We start from the raw sequence: 16,194 nt of genomic DNA on the forward strand, positions 1-16,194 counted from the left end.
GGCGAACGCCGCGCTCAGACCTCCAGCACGCGCGCGACGATGCCGGCCAGCCGCTTCACGTGGCGCGGCGCGGGCAGCAGGTCGGCGCCCGAAAACAGCAGCGGCGCGCCGTCGTCGATCGACAGCGGTGCATCGCCGCATTCGAACGCGACGATCACGTGCTCGCCGACGGGCGTGTTGAACAGTTCATGCCATGAAAACGTCACCGCATAGCCGTCGTGCGCATGCGCGATGAACACCATCCGCTTGAAGTCGCCGGGTTCGTCGTTGCGCAGGCCGGCTGCGTCGAGCAGATCCTTCAGCCGTGCGCCCCGATACGGCGCGACCGAGCGGATGAACCGGTTCGTCGTGAAGCAGCGCAGGTCGAACGGCTCGGCCGTCGCGCTCGCGTGCCGGCGCAGTTCGTCGAGCGTCACCGTCATCGGCCGCACGAATGCACCGGTCAGCGCGATCGAGCCTGCCGCCGCTTGATGCGCCGAAGGCGCCGCCGTTCCTGCCATCTCCATCGCCCGCCTCCATGACGGCCCACCGGTGGGCGGGCCCGCGTTGTATCGGCGAATATATTACGCCGGGAACAGTCCGACCGGCAGAATGCGCGCCGCATGGGCGGTATACGGCAGCCGATCGTGCCCCTTCCTGCAAGCGCTAAGAAAGCACGACGTTCCCGACGGCCTTCCTGATGCTCTTGTAGCTGTCGACCGATTCCGCCTTCTGGTCGGTCACCAGCGTACCGATCCGCGCCGGCTCGCAGAAGCTGATCCGGCTGTTCGTGCCGAGCTTGCTGAAATCGGCCAGGATCACGACCTCCGCCGCGTTGCTCACCATCGCGCGCGCCACCTCGGTTTCCATCCGGTCGTAGTTCGTCGCACCGCGGACGGCATCGACGCCCACCGGCGACAGCAGCGCGAGATCGGCGCGGTAGCGGAAAATCTCGGCGACCGTGCCGTCGCCGACCGTCGCGGCCGCGCGGCTGCCGATCATCCCGCCGAGCAGGATCGTTTCGTTTTTCCCTTGCGCCGGGTCGCTCGAGCGCATCTTCAGCGCGACGTCGATCGAGTTCGTGACGATCGTGAGGCCCGACAGCTTCGCCAGTTCCTCGGCCAGCAGCGTGGTGGTCGTGCCGGCGTCGATGAACAGCGTCTGCGAGCCCGTGACCAGCCTGGCCGCCGCGCGCGCGATGGCCAGCTTCGCCTTCACATGCGTCTGCGCACGCTCGGCGATCGGCGCTTCGTCGCCGACCTGCACCGCGCCGCCGTGCACGCGCTTCAGTTCACCGAGCGCCTCGAGGTCGACGAGATCGCGGCGCACGGTTTCCCGCGACACGTTCAGGTCGGCCATGATCCGGTCGGTGGAAACGCGCTGCATCTTCGATAACAGAAGCCGGATCCTCTGGTATCGCTCTTCTTGCCACATGGAATGTCCTCGGAGTGAACGTCAATGTTATTCGAACGACGAACTACGCAGCGCTCTCCTCCATTTTTTTGATGCCGACGAGGGTCTGCAGGGATTGACGGACCACCTGGAATTCACGGCTCGTCATCTTCGAAAACACCACGTGGATGTGGTCGTCATCGGGTGTCGCGTCGTCCTGCTCGATGATGAACTGGACGATGCGCGCCTGGTCGATGCCAGGCATCGACTGCAGCGACGTCAGCTTCACGGCGCCGCGGCTCGCGAGGATGCGCACGCCCCGGCGCTGCCGCTCGGCGAAAAAGCGCTTCTCGATCGGCTTCAGGCCGGCCAGGATCGCGAGCACGATCGCCGTCGCGGCGATCGCGGCCACGTACATGCCGCCGCCCACGGCCAGTCCGACCGCCGCGACGACCCACAGGCTCGCCGCGGTCGTCAGCCCGCGGATGATCTCGCCACGCAGCATGATCGACCCCGCGCCGAGAAAGCCGATACCCGACACGACCTGCGCGGCGACCCGCGACGGGTCGAGCGACACGTTCTTCGCCTCCTGGATATCCGCGAAGCCGAACGCCGACACGATCATCACGAGCGCGGCGCCCACGGCCACCAGCATGTGCGTGCGCAGCCCCGCCGCCCATGACAGGCGCTCGCGCTCAATGCCGACGATGCTGCCGAGCAAGGCCGCCAGCAACAGGCGGGAAACAATATCCAGCTGACTGATCATTCGAGGTCTCCTTCCTTACGGATTCACTTGATGACGCACGGACCGTGCGGACCGCATCCCGTCTTTTCCCGCCTTCGCCCACCCGCGTTCTACCGGTTGTATTTCTGTGCAATCTTGCGATTTTGTGCGTTCTAATATACGGTACGCAAAACGACAAAGCCAGACCCAAGTTCGTTTGTTTCATCCGATCCGCGCGATCAATCGTCAGACCAATCAGGCAACACGATCCGAAACACTTGCTTAGGAGACCATCATGATCAAGAAGGCATGGATGCTGGCAGCCACGTTGATGGCGGCGCTGGCTACGGCCCCCGCTCACGCATCCGAAGGCGACGTCTGCAAGAAGGTGACGCTCGGCGATGTCGGCTGGAGCGACATCGCGGCCACCACCGGCGTCGCGATGATGCTGCTCGACGGGCTCGGCTACGAGGCGGCCAAGACGATCGCGTCGCCGCCGATCGTGCTGGCCGGCGTGAAGAAGGCGCAGATCGATGCGTTCCTCGGCTACTGGGATCCGAGCATGACGCCGACCGTGAAGCCGTTCGTCGATGCAGGCGCCGTGCACCTGCTGCCGCAACCGAACCTGGTCGGCGCGCGCTACACGCTGGCCGTGCCGCAATACGCGTCGGACAAGGGGCTCAAGAGCTTTGCCGATATCGCCAGATTCCGCGACCAGCTCGACGGCAAGATCTACGGGATCGGCGCCGGCAACAACGGCAACGCGCTGATCCAGCGGATGATCGACAAGAACGAATTCGGGCTCGGCGGCTTCAAGCTGGTCGAATCGAGCGAGGCCGGGATGCTCGTCCAGGTCACGCGCGCGGTGCAGGAGCACCGGATGATCGTCTTCCTGGCCTGGGAGCCGCATCCGATGAACCTCAACTACAAGATCGCGTATCTCGACGGCGGCGACACCGTGTTCGGCCCGAACTACGGCTCGGCGAAGGTCTACACGCTCGTCACGCCCGGCTATCTCGAGCGCTGCCCGAACGTCGGCCGGCTGCTGACCAACCTCAAATTCACGACCGACGAAGAAAACCAGCTGATGGTGCCGATCATGAATCACGCCGATCCGGTCGCGGTCGCGAAGGAATGGGCGAAGAAGAATCCCGGCGTGCTGTCGAAGTGGCTCGACGGCGTCACGACCATCGACGGGAAAAACGCCAGGGACGCGATCGAGAAGCTCATCGGCGCGTAAGCACGCAATCCAGGGAATGACCCATGCACAAGAATCTCGCGCTGTTCGACCTCGATCACACGCTACTGCCGCTCGACAGCGACCAGGCCTGGAGCCGCTTCATCACGCGGGTCGGCTGGCAGGAGGACGACGCGCATACGGCGCTGATCGACGAGCACTACGGCCACTATGCGGCCGGCACGCTCGACATGGACGCGTATCTCGCCGTGACGCTCGCGCCGCTCACGCGCTACTCGCGCGAGCAGCTCGCACGCTGGCATGCGCAGTTCATGGACGAGGTGATCCGGCCGGCGATTACACCGGAGGCCCGCGCGCTGGTCGACCGGCATCGCGAGAACGGCGATCTCTGCTGCATCGTGACGGCGACCAACGTCTTCGTCACGCGACCGATCGCGGCCGAGTTCGGGATCGAGCACCTGCTCGGCATCGAGCTCGATACCGACGACGGCACGCCGGCCGGGCAGTTCACCGGGCGCAGCATCGGCGTGCCGAGCTTCCGCGAAGGCAAGATCGTGCGCACGGCCGCATGGCTGAGATCGCTCGGCTACCTGCCGTCCGATTTCGAACGGACCTACTTCTACAGCGATTCGATCAACGACGTGCCGCTGCTCGACTACGTCACGCATCCGGTCGCGACCAATCCCGACTCGAAGCTTTCCCAGGTAGCCGGCAAACGCGGCTGGCCTGTCATGAAGTTGTTCTGATTCGAGCGATATTCTCTGCTGTCCATTTTCATGTCTGGAGGGGTAATGAAATACGGAGCATGCAGCAATCATCACGATCAATCAGGAATCCGATTTGAATCGGATCGAAAGCATGTCATGCCGCCCAGCCATGCGGAAAGCCGTATTCCGCACTGGCGCGGTGTTTTCATGATCGCGCTCCTGTGCACGCTGGCAGCGTGTGGCGACGGCGACTCGGGCGCGGCCGGCAAGGTCGCCGCGGCACGCGCATCGGCAGCGGGCCCGGCGTCCGCGCCGGTCCTGCACTGCGCAAGCGCGTGCCACTGACCGGGCCAGGCCCGACCCGCCACCCAGGACAGAGAGCGATCATGCAAAACAAACCCACGACACGACGCCAGTTCCTCGCCGATGCGCTGAAGCTCGCAGGCGCCACCGCAGTGACGGGCATGCTGCCCGAAAGTATCCTGCGCGCACAATCCATTCCGGCCGCCACCGTCACCGGCACCATCCAGGACGTCAAGCACGTCGTCATCCTGATGCAGGAAAACCGGTCGTTCGACCACTATCTCGGCACGCTCGCCGGCGCGCGCGGCTTCGGCGATCCGCGGCCGGTCGTGATTTCCAGCGGCTACCCGGTCTGGCGCCAGCCCTGGATGCTGTCCTACGTGTTCCCGTTCAACCCGACGCCACCGACGTCGGGCGTGGCGAACGGCGACACCTACTACGGCGACCTCGATCACTCGTGGAACGGCACGCACAGCGCGTGGAACAACGGCAAGTACGACAACTGGGCCGATGCGAAGGGCAGCGGCACGATGTACTACTTCACGCGGAACGACATCCCGTTCTATTACGCACTGGCGAGCGCATTCACGGTGTGCGACGACTACCACTGCTCGATGCTCGGCCCGACCGATCCGAACCGCCTGTATCTGTGGACCGGTTGCTGCGGCAACGTGCCGGGGTATTCGCCCTATACGACGAACACGATGACCGGCACCGGCTGGACGACCGTGCCGGAGCGCCTGAACGCGGCCGGCGTCACGTGGAAGTTCTACCAGGACAAGGGCAACGGGCTGGACGCCGCCCACGGCTATGGCGAGTACAACGGTTCCAGCAAGGATCTCTGGTGGAACGGCAACTACGGCGACAACGTCATCCTGAACTTCAGGCAGTACCAGAACCTCGGCGCCAACGATCCGCTCGCGCCGGCGCTCAACGGCACGCAGGTCGATCCGTCAGGCGGCGGCAATGAATACGACACGAACCTGTTCAGCCAGCTGCAGGCCGACGTCACGAACGATACGCTGCCGCAGGTGTCGTGGATCGCGGCGCCGTACGCGTATTGCGAGCATCCGTCGTGGGCCGCGAGCGGCGGCGAGTGGTACGTCAGCAATGTCCTGAACGTGCTGACGTCGAATCCGAAGGTGTGGGCCAGCACGGTCCTGCTGGTGATGTACGACGAGAACGACGGCCTGTTCGATCACGTCCCGCCCGCCGTTCCGTCGAGTTCCGCCGCGGGTACCGGGCGGTCGACCGTGTCGACGGCCGCGGAGTTCGTCGCGAGCGGCGGCGGCGCATCGGACGGCTCGGCGAGCGGCGACGTGCCGATCGGGCTCGGGCCGCGCGTGCCGATGTTCGTGATCTCGCCGTGGTCGAAGGGCGGCAAGGTCAATTCGCAGGTCTTCGATCACACGTCGGTCATCCGCTTCCTGGAGGCACGCTTCGGCTTCCAGGAAACCAACATCTCGCCGTGGCGGCGCGCCGTCTGCGGCGATCTGACGTCGGCATTCGATTTCTCCAGCCCCGACCAGACGATTCCGGCGATCCAGCCTCCCGCCAGCAACATGGACCCGAACGGTCCGGCGGTCCTGATCCCGTATCCGACCACCACCGCCGTGCCGGCCCAGGCGAGCGGCCGCAACACGGCGTCCCGGCTGCCGTACGAGTTCTTCGTCCAGGGCCGCGTCAACCGCTCCGGCAAGACGCTCGCGCTGACGATGACCAACACCGGCGCGGCCGGCGTGCACCTGCAGGCCTGGGTCGACGGCACGAGCACGACGCCGCGGCAATACACGATCGGCGGCGGCACGGGCGCGTGTCTCACGGATTCGCTTGCGCTGAATTCGGGCGGCGGCTACGACTACTCGATCTACGGCCCGAACGGCTTCCTGCAGACGTTGCGCGGCAGCATCGGTGCATCGGGGAACACGGGATCGACCGCCGAAGTGAGCCTTTGCTACGACGTGCAGAACGGCAACGTGCAGATCACGCTCGACAATTCGGCCGGCTCGAACGCGACGACCTTCCAGCTCGTCGACAACGCGTACGGGATGAACAGCGCGCAATCGGTCAGCGTGCCGGCCGGCGCGACGCAGGCCGTCACGTGGTACGGCGACGCCGGCTGGTACGACGCGAGCATCCGCGACGCGAGCGACCCGAATTTCCTGCGCCGTATCGCCGGTTGCGTGCAGACGCAATCGGGCACGTTGCTGACGGATTCGGCGATCGGCAATACGAACGGTAAATTCGTCGCGGCGCTGGCGTCGCAGGGGTCGTCATACGCGACGCTGCGGTTCGACTATGTCGTGCCGCCGTGGCGCCACAGCCCGAAGAACTGGGTGGCCATCTATCCGCGCGGCGCGCAGCCGACCAAGGGCGGCTACAAGTCGTGGGCGTACCTGCCCAAGAGCACCGGCTCGCTGCTGTTCTCGTCGAGCGCGAACAGCACGCTCGCGTCGGGACAGTACGATGCGTGGCTGCTGTTCGACGACGGCTATACGCCGCTCGCGGGCCCCATCGCGATCAGCATCTGAGATCGCGGTGCTTGCATCGTCTCTCGAGCGTCCCGGTGGTGCGCAGGCATAACGCGCGCCGCCGGGCGCCGGGCTCAGACGAGCAGGTCTTCGTGGAATGCACCGAACGGCCGCGTCGGGTGCGCGATCTGGATTTCGAGGATCCACAAGCCGGCGGCCGGCGCGGCATCGAAATCGCCGAGATTGCCGGCCTTGTAGATCGCGTGCGGGAAATCGCTGACGCGATGGCCCTTGATGTCGACGTTCAACCGGAAGCCGTATGAGTCGGCGCGTTGCGCGGCGAATTCGTACAGCGCGATGCCCGCGCAGCCAGTGGTGCGCCAGTGATGCTCGACTTCGTCGTAGATCACGCGCGCCGCGTGCGCACACGCATGCATGTCGGGATCGTCGCCGCACACGAACGTCGCGCCCGCGTCGCCCTCATGTTTCGCCCACACCGCGCCCAGGTCGATGAAGAAGATGTCGTCGTCGGCGAGCACCGGGTCCGCCACCGAGCGCTCCTTGAACGTGCGCAGCGTGTTTTCCCCGAAGCGGACGAGCACCGGATGCCAGATCCGGTCCATCCCGAGCGCTTTCAGCACGCTCAGCCCGAGTGCGTTGGCCTCCGATTCCCGCATGCCCGGCCGGATGCCGTCGGCGATGGCGTCGACGGCCTGCCAGGTCATGGTTCTTGCGTACTGCATCGCGTCGAGCGAAAAGGCTTCGCCGACGGCTTCGCGTTGCGTCGAGTTCAAGATGGGGCTCCCGTAAGGGTGAATGTGGGACGACACGATCGACCGCCGCCTCGGTATGCATGATGGAATATATCGCTTTCCGGGCCGACGCGTTGCCGGGTCATCGTGTCGCCCACGGCAAAACGGGCGCTCCGATGGGAGCGCCCGTTGTCGTGCCGGCTCAGGTTCCGGACATCGCGACGGGTGCCGCCGACATCGGCAACGTCCGCCTTCCTGCGTCGATCAGAACTTGTGACGCAGGCCGATCCGCGTGACGAGCTGCGTGTTCGCACCCGCGTTGCCGATGAACGACCCCGACGAACCGATCTCGGCCTGCACCGGCACCACGCGGCCACTGATCGTGTTGCTGCCCGACGCCTTCTGGTAGGCCGCGCTCACGTATACGTCCGTGCGCTTCGACAGCGCATAGTCGAGCGCCGCGTTGACCTGGTGCCACTTGCCGTCGAAGCGGCCGTCGAGCTTCGAGAAAGTATAGCCGAGGCCGCCGCTCAGGGCCGGCGTGAACGCATAGCGGCCGCCGACTTCGTAGTTGTTCAGCTTCGACGATTCGCCCGACAACGGCGTGAACTTCGTATGCGTCCAGTTCGCCCACACGAGCGCCGCCGCGATTGCATAGCGCGCGCCGACGCCGACCGTCTCGAGATCGCGCAGCCCCTGCGTGTTGATGTTCGCGATGCTCACGCCGAACGCGGGCGTCGCGCCGTTCGGGAAGCGGATGTTCGTGTACGCGGCGCCGATGCCGAACGGACCTTGCGCGTAGTTCGCACCAAAGCTGTACGCACTCGACGAGCCCTGCGAGCCGTTCGCGCCGGTCGTGGTCGGCGTGCCCGCGAACTGCGTCGAGTTCGAGAAGCCGTACATCGCGCCGAACGTGAGGCCCGCGAAGTTCGCGCTCTGGAACTTCACCGCGTTGTTGATGCGGCTCGAGGTCAGCTGGTCGAGATCGTTGATGTGATACGCGTAGTTGCCGGCCGGCGTCTGGCTGCCCATCGTGTAGTTCGCGCCGATGTAGTCGGTCGAGAACGAGTACTGGCGGCCGAACGTCAGCGAGCCGATCCCGTTCTTCGACAGCCCGACGAATGCCTGCCGGCCGAACAGCGCGCCGCCCTGGCCGATCGTGCCGTCGCCGCTGCTGAAGCCGTTCTCCAGCACGAACAGCGCCTTCAGCCCGCCGCCGAGATCCTCGGTGCCGCGGATGCCCCAGCGGCTGCCCGACGCCACGCCGTCGCCGTACTTGACGAGCTTGTCGTGCCCGCCCGCCGTCGCGACCTTGTTCGAATACGTGATACCCGCATCGATCAGCCCGTAGAGCGTGACGCTGCTTTGCGCGTGTGCGGCTGTGCCGAACATCCCGAGTGCGGCCGCGGCCACGATGGTCTTCTTCATGCTGCTTCCTCTTGTTGTTGACGCGCGCGCCTGCGTCGCAGCGAGACGCGCGGCGTATCGACGAAAAAATGGTTGACGGACGAGCGCAAGCCGCTGAACTGAACGAATGCCGGACACGCCAAACCCTCATGCGCGTGCACGATGTTCCGTTTCGATGCCAGTGTGGGCTTGCTGAAGCGGCATGCCGCAGGGGCGGCCGCTCGTGTTGCAGCGTCGGGAAGCGCGCGCACCGGTTGCGCATGCCATGACGACGCGTTGCTCCGGCGATGCAGGTCAGAATCTCTTCCGGCTTTCGTGGAGCAGGTGGACGACGTGACGCGTGACGGCGCCACGACCTTCGATATATTTTTCGGAATATATCGAGTTGTCACCAAACGGTAAACAATTATTCGGGTTCCTGTCGTCTTTCATCCACAGGCGAGCGACGGCCGGACCGGATCGGAGACACGACGCGCGGCTGCCCTCATCGCACCGGCAGCAGCACCGTGGCGGCGCCGAAATCCAGCATAATCAGGCGGTTGAACGAACGCATCGGCCAGTGCGCGCAGGCCGCAAACGTGTGCGGCGCCGCACGGCGCACGAGTGGCGCCTGGCCGGCAGCCGGACAAGCGGCCGGTCTGTGCCGGTTTCGCGCGCGGCGAATTGTGCAGATGCAGAAAACGAAGAACGGAAACGGGCGCGATTCGACGCACATCGGTGCGCCGGCGATCGCGTCACTGACGAGACCACACCCTCCGCCGAAGACAGGACACCGACATATGGACCGAGCCGAGCACATCAGCATCGAACCGGCGATCTCGCTTGCCGCCGACGAACTGGACCAATGCGACTTCTCGTTCGACATCGCATGGGAGCTGAATGCGCCGTATCAGGATTTGCTCGACCTTCGCGCACTGCCCGCGCGCCGCAAGGACTACGGGTTCGATCCGGCCGGCTGGGCCGACGAAGCATCGGGCAAGACTGCGCTCTTTCGCGCGACCGCCGGCGGGCAGTTCGCCGGGTTCGTGGCGGTCAGCCAGAGCTGGAACGGCATGGCCGAAATCGCCGAACTGGCCGTCGACCGGGAACATCGACGCCTCGGTATCGGGCAATTCCTGCTGGCGGCAGCGGAAGCCTGGGCGCGCAATCACGGGTTCGGCTTCATGCGGCTGGAAACGCAGGCGAACAATGTCGCGGCCTGCTCCACCTATGCGCGCGCGGGCTTCGCGCTCGGCGGCCACGACCGCTTCCTGTACGCGGACGGCGAGAACGCCGGCGAGGTCGCGCTGTTCTGGTACAAGGACTTGCGCGACGGACAGACTGCGCGAATCCGCACGGTCGACCCGGAATCGATGCGGCCGGTGCGCTGACGCCCCGCCGCCCGGCGCGTCATTGCCGCCTCACTTGCGCGTCGCGACGATGAACAGGCGCGGGAACGGCAGCAGCACGGTGCCGTCGTCGAGTGCCGGGTAACCGTGCGGCCCGGCGATCGCGTCGCGATAACGCGCGAGGAAGGCGCGCTGTTCGGCGTCGTCGAGCGCCGCAAGGAACGGCCGCAGCGCACTGCCCTTGAACCATTCGACGACCGCGTCCGCGCCGCCGCGCAGCGGGTGGTAGTAGGTCGTGCGCCACACGTCCACGCGCGAACAAAGCGGCGACAGCAACGCGTAGTAGTACCGCGCATCGAACCGCTCGGTGCGCGCCGCGTCTTTCAGCTTGCCGGCCCACGGCCCGCCCGCGGCGACGTCGCGCATCAGCCGGTGCGCGGGCTCGTCGAGATTGTCCGGCATCTGCACCGCGAGATGGCCGCCCGGCGCGAGCCGGCCGACGAGCATCGGGAACAGCGTGTCGTGCGCGGGCACCCATTGCAGCACCGCGTTCGACAGGATCAGGTCATAGCCGCCCGGATCGTCCCACGTGGCGACATCGGCGAGATCGAAACGCAGCGCCGGCAGCCGCTTGCGCGCGGCCGCGATCATGTCCGCCGACGCGTCGATCCCGTGGATCGTCGAGTCCGGCGCGCGTGCAATCAGCGCCTCGGTCGAATTGCCGGGCCCGCAGCCGATGTCGATCGCGGTATGGATGGGCGTCTTCGGCACGGCGGCCAGGAGGTCGCGCACCGGCCGCGTGCGTTCGTCCTCGAACTGCACGTACTGGTTCGCGTATTGATCGAGTGGGGTCGTCACGAGGGTTCTCCTTGTCGGCACGGACGGCATGCGCACCGGGATCCGCGCAGCCGTCGATGCAGCGCATTCTGCGACCGCACGCGACCTTCAGTAAAATGAATTTAATATCGTGATTGATTCAAAATTCTGATGAAGATCGATACGCTCGGTGTCCAGGCTTTCGTCGCAATCGCCGACGGCGGCAGCTTCCGGCAGGCAGCCGATACGCTGCACGTCACGCAGACGGCCATCACGCAGCGGCTGCGCAAGCTCGAATCCTATCTCGGCGTCGCGCTGGTTGAGCGCACGACACGCCGCACCACGCTGACCGAGATCGGCCGGCGCTTCCTGCCACAAGCACGCCGGCTGCTGAACGAATTGTCCGACGCGCTGACCGAGATCCGCGAGACGGGCCTGAGCCAGCGCGGCGACGTCACGATCGCGTGCGTGCCGACGGTCGGCGTGCAATACCTGCCCCGCATCCTGCGCGCATTCTCCGCGCACCGGCCGCACGACCGCGTGAAGATCCTCGATCACGCGTCGGCGTCGGTGCTGCAGGCCGTGCTGCATCGCGAGGCCGAGTTCGGCATCGGCATCGCCGGCGACCAGCATCCCGAACTGGTCAACGTCCCGCTGACGAGCGATCCGTACGTGCTGGTGTGCCGCGACGATCATCCGCTCGCGAGGCGGCGGCGCATTCGCTGGGCGGCGCTGCAGCCGCATCCGCTGATCTTCGCGGGCGAAGTGAGCGGCAATCGCGGGCTGCTCGACGGCGCGCTGAAGACGAGCGGCGTGTCGCTGCATTCGTTCTACGAGGTGCAGCGCAGCTCCACGGCGCTCGGGCTCGTTGCGGAAGGACTCGGCGCGGCCGTCGTGCCGAAGCTCGCGATCCAGAAGAACGCGTATCCGATGATCCGCACGATCGAACTCGTCGAGCCGTCGGTGACGCGCACGCTCGTCCTCGTCACGCGTAAAAGCGCGCAACTGTCGCCAGCCGCGCGTGCGCTTTACGACATGATCGTCGAGCGCGCGGCGCCGGCGCGGTAACGGCAGGCCATGGCCTTTACTCGGCGCCGCCGCCCGCGCCGAGATGCTGCCGCTCGAGGCGTGCGATCGTGCCGTCCGCCTTCAACCGCGCCAGCGCCGCGTCGAGCAGCCGCAGCGTTTGCGCGTCGCCCTTGCGCACGCCGATCACGCTCGCGGCGCCGGCGATCGCGGGATCGTCGATGCGCGGCCCCGACAACATGAAGCGCGCGCCTTGCGGCTTGTCGAGGAAGCCGAGCCGCGCGGCCGTGCCGAGCACCAGCGTGCCGTCGAGACGGCCGTTCGCGAGATCCGCATAGATACTGTTCTGGTCCGCGTATTCGTGCATGACGACGCCGCGCGGCTCCCAGTTCGCCTTCACGAACGCGGCCTGCGTCGAACCCTGCAGCACGCCGATCCGCTTGCCGGCCAGCGATGCCGGCTCGGGCATCAGCCGGCGGTCGCGCGCGGCCACGAGCCGGATGTCGGCCGCGTAGAGCGGCTGCGTGAAATCCATCACGCGCCGCCGTGCGGCAGTCGGCGCCATCGACGCGTCGATCGCATCGAACTTGCGCGCGGCGAGCCCCGCGACGAGGCCGTCGAAACTGCTCTCGACCCACACGCAACGCACCTGCGCCGCCGCACACACCGCGTTGCCGATATCGATGTCGAGGCCCGCGAGCCGGCCGTCAGGCGTCTTGTATTCGTAGGGCGGATAGGTCGGGTCGGTGCCGAAACGCAGCGTCGCGCCGGCGGCCGCCGCCTCGCCCGAGGCCGCCGATGCGGCGATGGCCAGCATCGCTGCCAGCGCGCGGACGACTCCGCGGTACCGTCGTGCTTCACAGGTCATTGCAATCGCCTCCCGAACCCTCCTGCCGACGCGCAAGCCGCGCATGCGCGAGCGTCACGAAATAGCGCACGCCGAGCGGCAGCACGTCGTCGTTGAAATCGAACTCGGGGTGGTGGCAGTACACGCCGCCCTGCCCGATCAATGCGTACGCGCCCGGCCGGCGCAGCAGGAATTCGGAGAAATCCTCCGAGCCGTTGAGCGGCACGAAATCGCGCAGCACGTTCTGCGTGCCGAACACGTCGGCGGCGGCCGCGGCGGCCGCCTCCGCCTGCTCGCGATGATTGACCGTCGCCGGCGAGCTGTTCGCGAAGTCGACCGAGATCGCGCACTCGCTCGCCAGTGCGATGCCCTCGCAGATGCCGCGAATCCGCGCCTTTGACAGCGTACGCACGCGCTCGTCGAACGTGCGCAGCGTGCCGGTCAACGCCGCGTGACTGGGGATCACGTTCGGCGCGCTGCCCGCATGGATGCTGCCGATGCTCACCACGGCCGCGGCATTCGGCTCGACCGTGCGGCTCACGACGGTCTGCAACGCGCAGATCAACTGCGCGGCGGCCATCACCGGGTCCTTGGTCTTCTCCGGCGCCGACCCGTGGCCGCCGACGCCCACGATCGAGATCACGATCTCGTCGCACGACGCCAGCATCGCACCGTCGCGCACGCCGAACGTGCCGGGCTCGAAATGGGGCGCGTTGTGCAGCGCGTAGATCTCGTCGTAGCCGAAGCGCTCCTCGAGGCCGTCCGCGAGCATCGCATTCGCACCGCCGCCCGTCTCTTCGGCCGGCTGAAATACCAGCACGATCGTGCCGGCGAAATCGCGATGCTTGCCGAAGTGGCAGGCCGCGCCCAGCAGCATCGCCGTGTGCCCGTCATGCCCGCAGCCATGAAACACGCCGTTGCGCAGCGACCGGTGCAGCGGCCGACCTTCCTCTTCCATAGGCAGCGCGTCCATGTCGGCGCGCAGCGCGATCGTGCGGCCCGCGCCGCGCTGCCCGCGCACGACGCCGACAACGCCCGTTCCGCCGATCCCCGTATGTGTTTCGATGTCCCACGCGCGCAGCTTCGCGGCGACCAGTTCACTGGTGCGATGCTCGTCGAACGCGGTTTCGGGGTTGGCATGGATGTCGCGGCGCAATGCGACGAGCTCGTCGAGATCGACGTCGATACCGTTCGTTGTCAAACCTGCCTCCTTGTATACTCGTGCCGTCTTGCCGGCCGGTGCCCACAAGATAAGCGCGCCGGGCGGCCGGCCGATTTCCAATTTCTCATGCGTATAGCGAACGCTTATGGAACGCGGCACCCTGAAGACAGCACAGTTGCAGATGCTCGTCGCGATCGCCGAGCACGGCACGCTGATGGCCGCGGCCGACGCGCTGAGCGTGTCGCAGCCGGCCGTCACGAAAAGCATCAAGGAACTCGAAGCGCGCGTCGGCGTGCAGTTGCTCGAACGCAGCGGCGCCGGCGTGCGGCTCACGCGCTACGGCGAGGCGCTGCTGCGCCATGCGCGCACGGTGGTCGCCGAAATCGCACTCGCCGAACGCGAGCTGGAAGCGATGCGCTCCGGGGCCGGGCGCATGCTGTCGGTGGGGGTGTCGCTGCTGGCCGCGTCGATCGTCGTGCCCGACGCGTTGCGCGCGTTCCGCGCCGCGCGCCCCGACGTGTTGCTGAACGTCTACGAATGCGCGCCGACGCAGATCATCGACGGGCTGCGCGACGGTTCGTTCGACCTGTGCGTCGCATTCGTCGCCGACAGCGACCGAACGGCCGAATACCGCGTCGTGCCGCTCGGCACGTCCGCGCAATCGCTTGGCGTGGTGCACGGCGATCCGCTCGCCGGCGAAACGCGCCTCGACAGGCTCGCCGGCGCACACTGGCTCTACAATCACACTCGCGACAGCTGGCCCGCATTCTGGCGCGCGCTCTGCGGCGACGGCGTGCATGCGCCGACGCCGCGCGTGACGGTCTGCACGTCACAACGGCTCTACGGCGAGCTGGCACGGGAGCCAGGCGTCGTCAGCGTATGGCCGGACTTCCTGCTCGACGACCCGGCGTGCGGCGGCCGGCTGGTGCGGCTGCAGACGGATGCGAACCTGTCGCCGCTGACGCTCGGGCTGATGCACCGCAAGGATCTCGTGCCGGGCGCAAGCATGACGGCGTTCATCGAATGCCTGCAACGCGCGGCGCATCAGGCGCCGTGAACCGGATCACGGAGTCGGCTCGGCTCCGGATCAAAGCACCTTCACCATGAACACGCGCGCGGTCCCTTCCGGCTCGCACGGCACTTCGCCGAACGTCTCGTAACCCTGCTTCCGGTAGAAATCCGGCGCCTGGAACGAGATCGTGTAGAGCACCGCACGCGCACATCCGCGGCGCTTCGCTTCCGCTTCGGCCTCGCGCAGGAGCCGGCTGCCGAAGCCGCCGCCGCGCAGCGATTCGGGCAGGTAGAACAGATCGATGAAGAACAGGCCGAGCGACGTGCGCCCCGTCAGGCCGCCCAGAATCTCTCCGGTGGTCGGGTCGGTCACGTAGACGTCGAGCGCGGCCGCATCCGAACGCCCCGTCATCGCATGGTTGAATTCGCCGAGCTTGCGGCTGATGAAGTCTCGTGCGGCCGGCTGCTCGGTGTCGGTCAGTCGCAGGGTAACGTCGGGAAGGGCTGTCATCGGAAGAACACGTGCGTGAGAGGGCCGTCGGGTGTGCCGCACCGTCAGCGGGCATCGCACGACTATAGCGTGTCGCCCGCGGCGTGGCGAGCGCGCAACTCGCGTGCGATCTTGCGTGCCATGTGGAATTCCCACGCGTTGCCCGGCCACATCGGGAACCCGAAGCCCGGCACCGAAGGCGCCGTCGCGAATCGGGCCGGCTGCGCCGCCTTGCAAGTGGCACCGTCGCCGTAGCCGACCAGCTCGGTCACGCGCACGCGCACAGCATACGACCGCCCCGTTACCTGCCCTGCAAGCAAGCGACCCATGCAAACGGCGGGCCCGTTATGCGCCCGCCGTCGCTGTCGTCATGCCGTCACACCCACGCTCACGCCATCGCGAACGCCGCCTTCAGGTCGGCCATCCGGCGCCGCTCGCGCGCGATCATCATCCGGTTCACGACGATCACGCCGATCGTCACGGCCGTGATGAACAGCGTCGCCAGTGCGTTCATCTCCGGGTTCAGCCCCAGCCGCACGCGCGAGAACACCACCAGCGGCAGCGTCGTCGACCCCGGCCCC

Annotated in this window: 17 protein-coding genes and 1 pseudogene; 7 read left to right on the top strand and 11 right to left on the bottom strand. The window is 66.8% G+C overall.

Annotated elements, in window-relative coordinates:
• Positions 1–14: 14 nt before the first annotated feature.
• From U5809_RS18480 to U5809_RS18490, 3 genes are all read right to left on the bottom strand, one after another.
• The gene (locus tag U5809_RS18480) at positions 15–506 is read right to left on the bottom strand and encodes a molybdopterin-dependent oxidoreductase (protein WP_282507886.1); all 492 of its coding nucleotides are present in this window, start codon (positions 504–506) and stop codon (positions 15–17) included.
• A 139-nt stretch (positions 507–645) separates the two neighbouring features.
• The gene (locus tag U5809_RS18485; RefSeq protein WP_322087612.1) at positions 646–1,413 is read right to left on the bottom strand and encodes a DeoR/GlpR family DNA-binding transcription regulator; all 768 of its coding nucleotides are present in this window, start codon (positions 1,411–1,413) and stop codon (positions 646–648) included.
• 43 nt (positions 1,414–1,456) lie between these two features.
• On the bottom strand, positions 1,457–2,137 hold the full coding sequence (locus U5809_RS18490; RefSeq protein WP_322087613.1) for an MgtC/SapB family protein: 681 nt from the start codon (positions 2,135–2,137) through the stop codon (positions 1,457–1,459).
• Positions 2,138–2,390: 253 nt separating this feature from the next.
• Between U5809_RS18490 and U5809_RS18495 the strand changes: the two genes are divergently transcribed.
• The 4 genes from U5809_RS18495 to U5809_RS18510 are packed head-to-tail and all read left to right on the top strand — an operon-like array spanning position 2,391 to position 6,834.
• Entirely contained in the window at positions 2,391–3,335 is a 945-nt protein-coding gene (locus U5809_RS18495) for a choline ABC transporter substrate-binding protein (protein WP_322087614.1), read from the top strand.
• A gap of 23 nt (positions 3,336–3,358) precedes the next feature.
• Positions 3,359–4,039 (top strand): HAD family hydrolase, encoded by a 681-nt coding sequence (locus tag U5809_RS18500; protein WP_176051422.1) that lies wholly within the window; start codon positions 3,359–3,361, stop codon positions 4,037–4,039.
• Positions 4,040–4,084: 45 nt separating this feature from the next.
• Positions 4,085–4,345, top strand: a complete 261-nt coding sequence (locus U5809_RS18505) for a hypothetical protein (protein ID WP_322087615.1) — start codon at positions 4,085–4,087, stop codon at positions 4,343–4,345.
• 41 nt (positions 4,346–4,386) lie between these two features.
• Positions 4,387–6,834 carry a phosphocholine-specific phospholipase C gene (locus tag U5809_RS18510; protein ID WP_322087616.1) on the top strand — a complete coding sequence of 816 codons (2,448 nt, stop codon included), beginning with the start codon at positions 4,387–4,389 and terminating at the stop codon, positions 6,832–6,834.
• Between the two features lie 74 nt (positions 6,835–6,908).
• Here the strand turns inward: U5809_RS18510 and U5809_RS18515 are convergent, their stop codons facing one another.
• Both U5809_RS18515 and U5809_RS18520 read right to left on the bottom strand, forming a co-directional pair.
• Positions 6,909–7,568, bottom strand: coding sequence for a M24 family metallopeptidase (locus tag U5809_RS18515; protein WP_322087617.1), 660 nt, complete (start codon positions 7,566–7,568; stop codon positions 6,909–6,911).
• Between the two features lie 222 nt (positions 7,569–7,790).
• A complete protein-coding gene (locus U5809_RS18520) occupies positions 7,791–8,954 on the bottom strand; it encodes a porin (RefSeq protein WP_322087618.1) in 1,164 nt (387 codons plus the stop codon).
• Positions 8,955–9,712: 758 nt separating this feature from the next.
• On the opposite strand from U5809_RS18520, the gene U5809_RS18525 reads away from it, so the two are divergent.
• Complete coding sequence (locus tag U5809_RS18525) at positions 9,713–10,303, top strand: GNAT family N-acetyltransferase (RefSeq protein WP_282507893.1); 591 nt, start codon at positions 9,713–9,715, stop codon at positions 10,301–10,303.
• A 30-nt stretch (positions 10,304–10,333) separates the two neighbouring features.
• On the opposite strand, the gene tam is transcribed toward U5809_RS18525, so the two are convergent.
• Positions 10,334–11,119, bottom strand: coding sequence for a trans-aconitate 2-methyltransferase (gene tam, locus U5809_RS18530; RefSeq protein ID WP_322087619.1), 786 nt, complete (start codon positions 11,117–11,119; stop codon positions 10,334–10,336).
• Positions 11,120–11,248: 129 nt separating this feature from the next.
• Here tam and U5809_RS18535 point away from each other — a divergent pair, with 129 nt between their 5' ends.
• Positions 11,249–12,145, top strand: a complete 897-nt coding sequence (locus U5809_RS18535) for a LysR family transcriptional regulator (protein ID WP_322087620.1) — start codon at positions 11,249–11,251, stop codon at positions 12,143–12,145.
• A gap of 16 nt (positions 12,146–12,161) precedes the next feature.
• On the opposite strand, the gene U5809_RS18540 is transcribed toward U5809_RS18535, so the two are convergent.
• Together U5809_RS18540 and U5809_RS18545 are read right to left on the bottom strand one after the other, a co-directional pair.
• A complete protein-coding gene (locus U5809_RS18540; RefSeq protein ID WP_322087621.1) occupies positions 12,162–12,920 on the bottom strand; it encodes a transporter substrate-binding domain-containing protein in 759 nt (252 codons plus the stop codon).
• A gap of 40 nt (positions 12,921–12,960) precedes the next feature.
• Entirely contained in the window at positions 12,961–14,151 is a 1,191-nt protein-coding gene (locus tag U5809_RS18545; protein WP_322087622.1) for an amidohydrolase, read from the bottom strand.
• A gap of 106 nt (positions 14,152–14,257) precedes the next feature.
• On the opposite strand from U5809_RS18545, the gene U5809_RS18550 reads away from it, so the two are divergent.
• Positions 14,258–15,169, top strand: coding sequence for a LysR family transcriptional regulator (locus U5809_RS18550; RefSeq protein WP_322087623.1), 912 nt, complete (start codon positions 14,258–14,260; stop codon positions 15,167–15,169).
• A 30-nt stretch (positions 15,170–15,199) separates the two neighbouring features.
• Here the strand turns inward: U5809_RS18550 and U5809_RS18555 are convergent, their stop codons facing one another.
• From U5809_RS18555 to U5809_RS18565, 3 genes and pseudogenes are all read right to left on the bottom strand, one after another.
• Positions 15,200–15,634 (bottom strand): GNAT family N-acetyltransferase, encoded by a 435-nt coding sequence (locus U5809_RS18555; protein WP_322087624.1) that lies wholly within the window; start codon positions 15,632–15,634, stop codon positions 15,200–15,202.
• A 62-nt stretch (positions 15,635–15,696) separates the two neighbouring features.
• The gene (locus U5809_RS18560; protein WP_322087625.1) at positions 15,697–15,942 is read right to left on the bottom strand and encodes a hypothetical protein; all 246 of its coding nucleotides are present in this window, start codon (positions 15,940–15,942) and stop codon (positions 15,697–15,699) included.
• Positions 15,943–16,001: 59 nt separating this feature from the next.
• Positions 16,002–16,194 (bottom strand): annotated as a pseudogene (locus U5809_RS18565) (putrescine ABC transporter permease PotI); the annotation flags it as partial.

The sequence above is a fragment of the Burkholderia sp. BCC1999 genome (assembly GCF_905339975.1).
GTDB lineage: Bacteria > Pseudomonadota > Gammaproteobacteria > Burkholderiales > Burkholderiaceae > Burkholderia.

Coding starts and splice junctions, on each gene's coding strand:
- U5809_RS18480 (WP_282507886.1), bottom strand. CDS start 506: ATGGAGATGGCAGGAACGGCGGCGCCTTCGGCGCATCAAGCGGCGGCA.
- U5809_RS18485 (WP_322087612.1), bottom strand. CDS start 1,413: ATGTGGCAAGAAGAGCGATACCAGAGGATCCGGCTTCTGTTATCGAAG.
- U5809_RS18490 (WP_322087613.1), bottom strand. CDS start 2,137: ATGATCAGTCAGCTGGATATTGTTTCCCGCCTGTTGCTGGCGGCCTTG.
- U5809_RS18495 (WP_322087614.1), top strand. CDS start 2,391: ATGATCAAGAAGGCATGGATGCTGGCAGCCACGTTGATGGCGGCGCTG.
- U5809_RS18500 (WP_176051422.1), top strand. CDS start 3,359: ATGCACAAGAATCTCGCGCTGTTCGACCTCGATCACACGCTACTGCCG.
- U5809_RS18505 (WP_322087615.1), top strand. CDS start 4,085: ATGAAATACGGAGCATGCAGCAATCATCACGATCAATCAGGAATCCGA.
- U5809_RS18510 (WP_322087616.1), top strand. CDS start 4,387: ATGCAAAACAAACCCACGACACGACGCCAGTTCCTCGCCGATGCGCTG.
- U5809_RS18520 (WP_322087618.1), bottom strand. CDS start 8,954: ATGAAGAAGACCATCGTGGCCGCGGCCGCACTCGGGATGTTCGGCACA.
- U5809_RS18525 (WP_282507893.1), top strand. CDS start 9,713: ATGGACCGAGCCGAGCACATCAGCATCGAACCGGCGATCTCGCTTGCC.
- U5809_RS18535 (WP_322087620.1), top strand. CDS start 11,249: ATGAAGATCGATACGCTCGGTGTCCAGGCTTTCGTCGCAATCGCCGAC.
- U5809_RS18540 (WP_322087621.1), bottom strand. CDS start 12,920: ATGCTGGCCATCGCCGCATCGGCGGCCTCGGGCGAGGCGGCGGCCGCC.
- U5809_RS18550 (WP_322087623.1), top strand. CDS start 14,258: ATGGAACGCGGCACCCTGAAGACAGCACAGTTGCAGATGCTCGTCGCG.
- U5809_RS18555 (WP_322087624.1), bottom strand. CDS start 15,634: ATGACAGCCCTTCCCGACGTTACCCTGCGACTGACCGACACCGAGCAG.
- U5809_RS18560 (WP_322087625.1), bottom strand. CDS start 15,942: ATGGGTCGCTTGCTTGCAGGGCAGGTAACGGGGCGGTCGTATGCTGTG.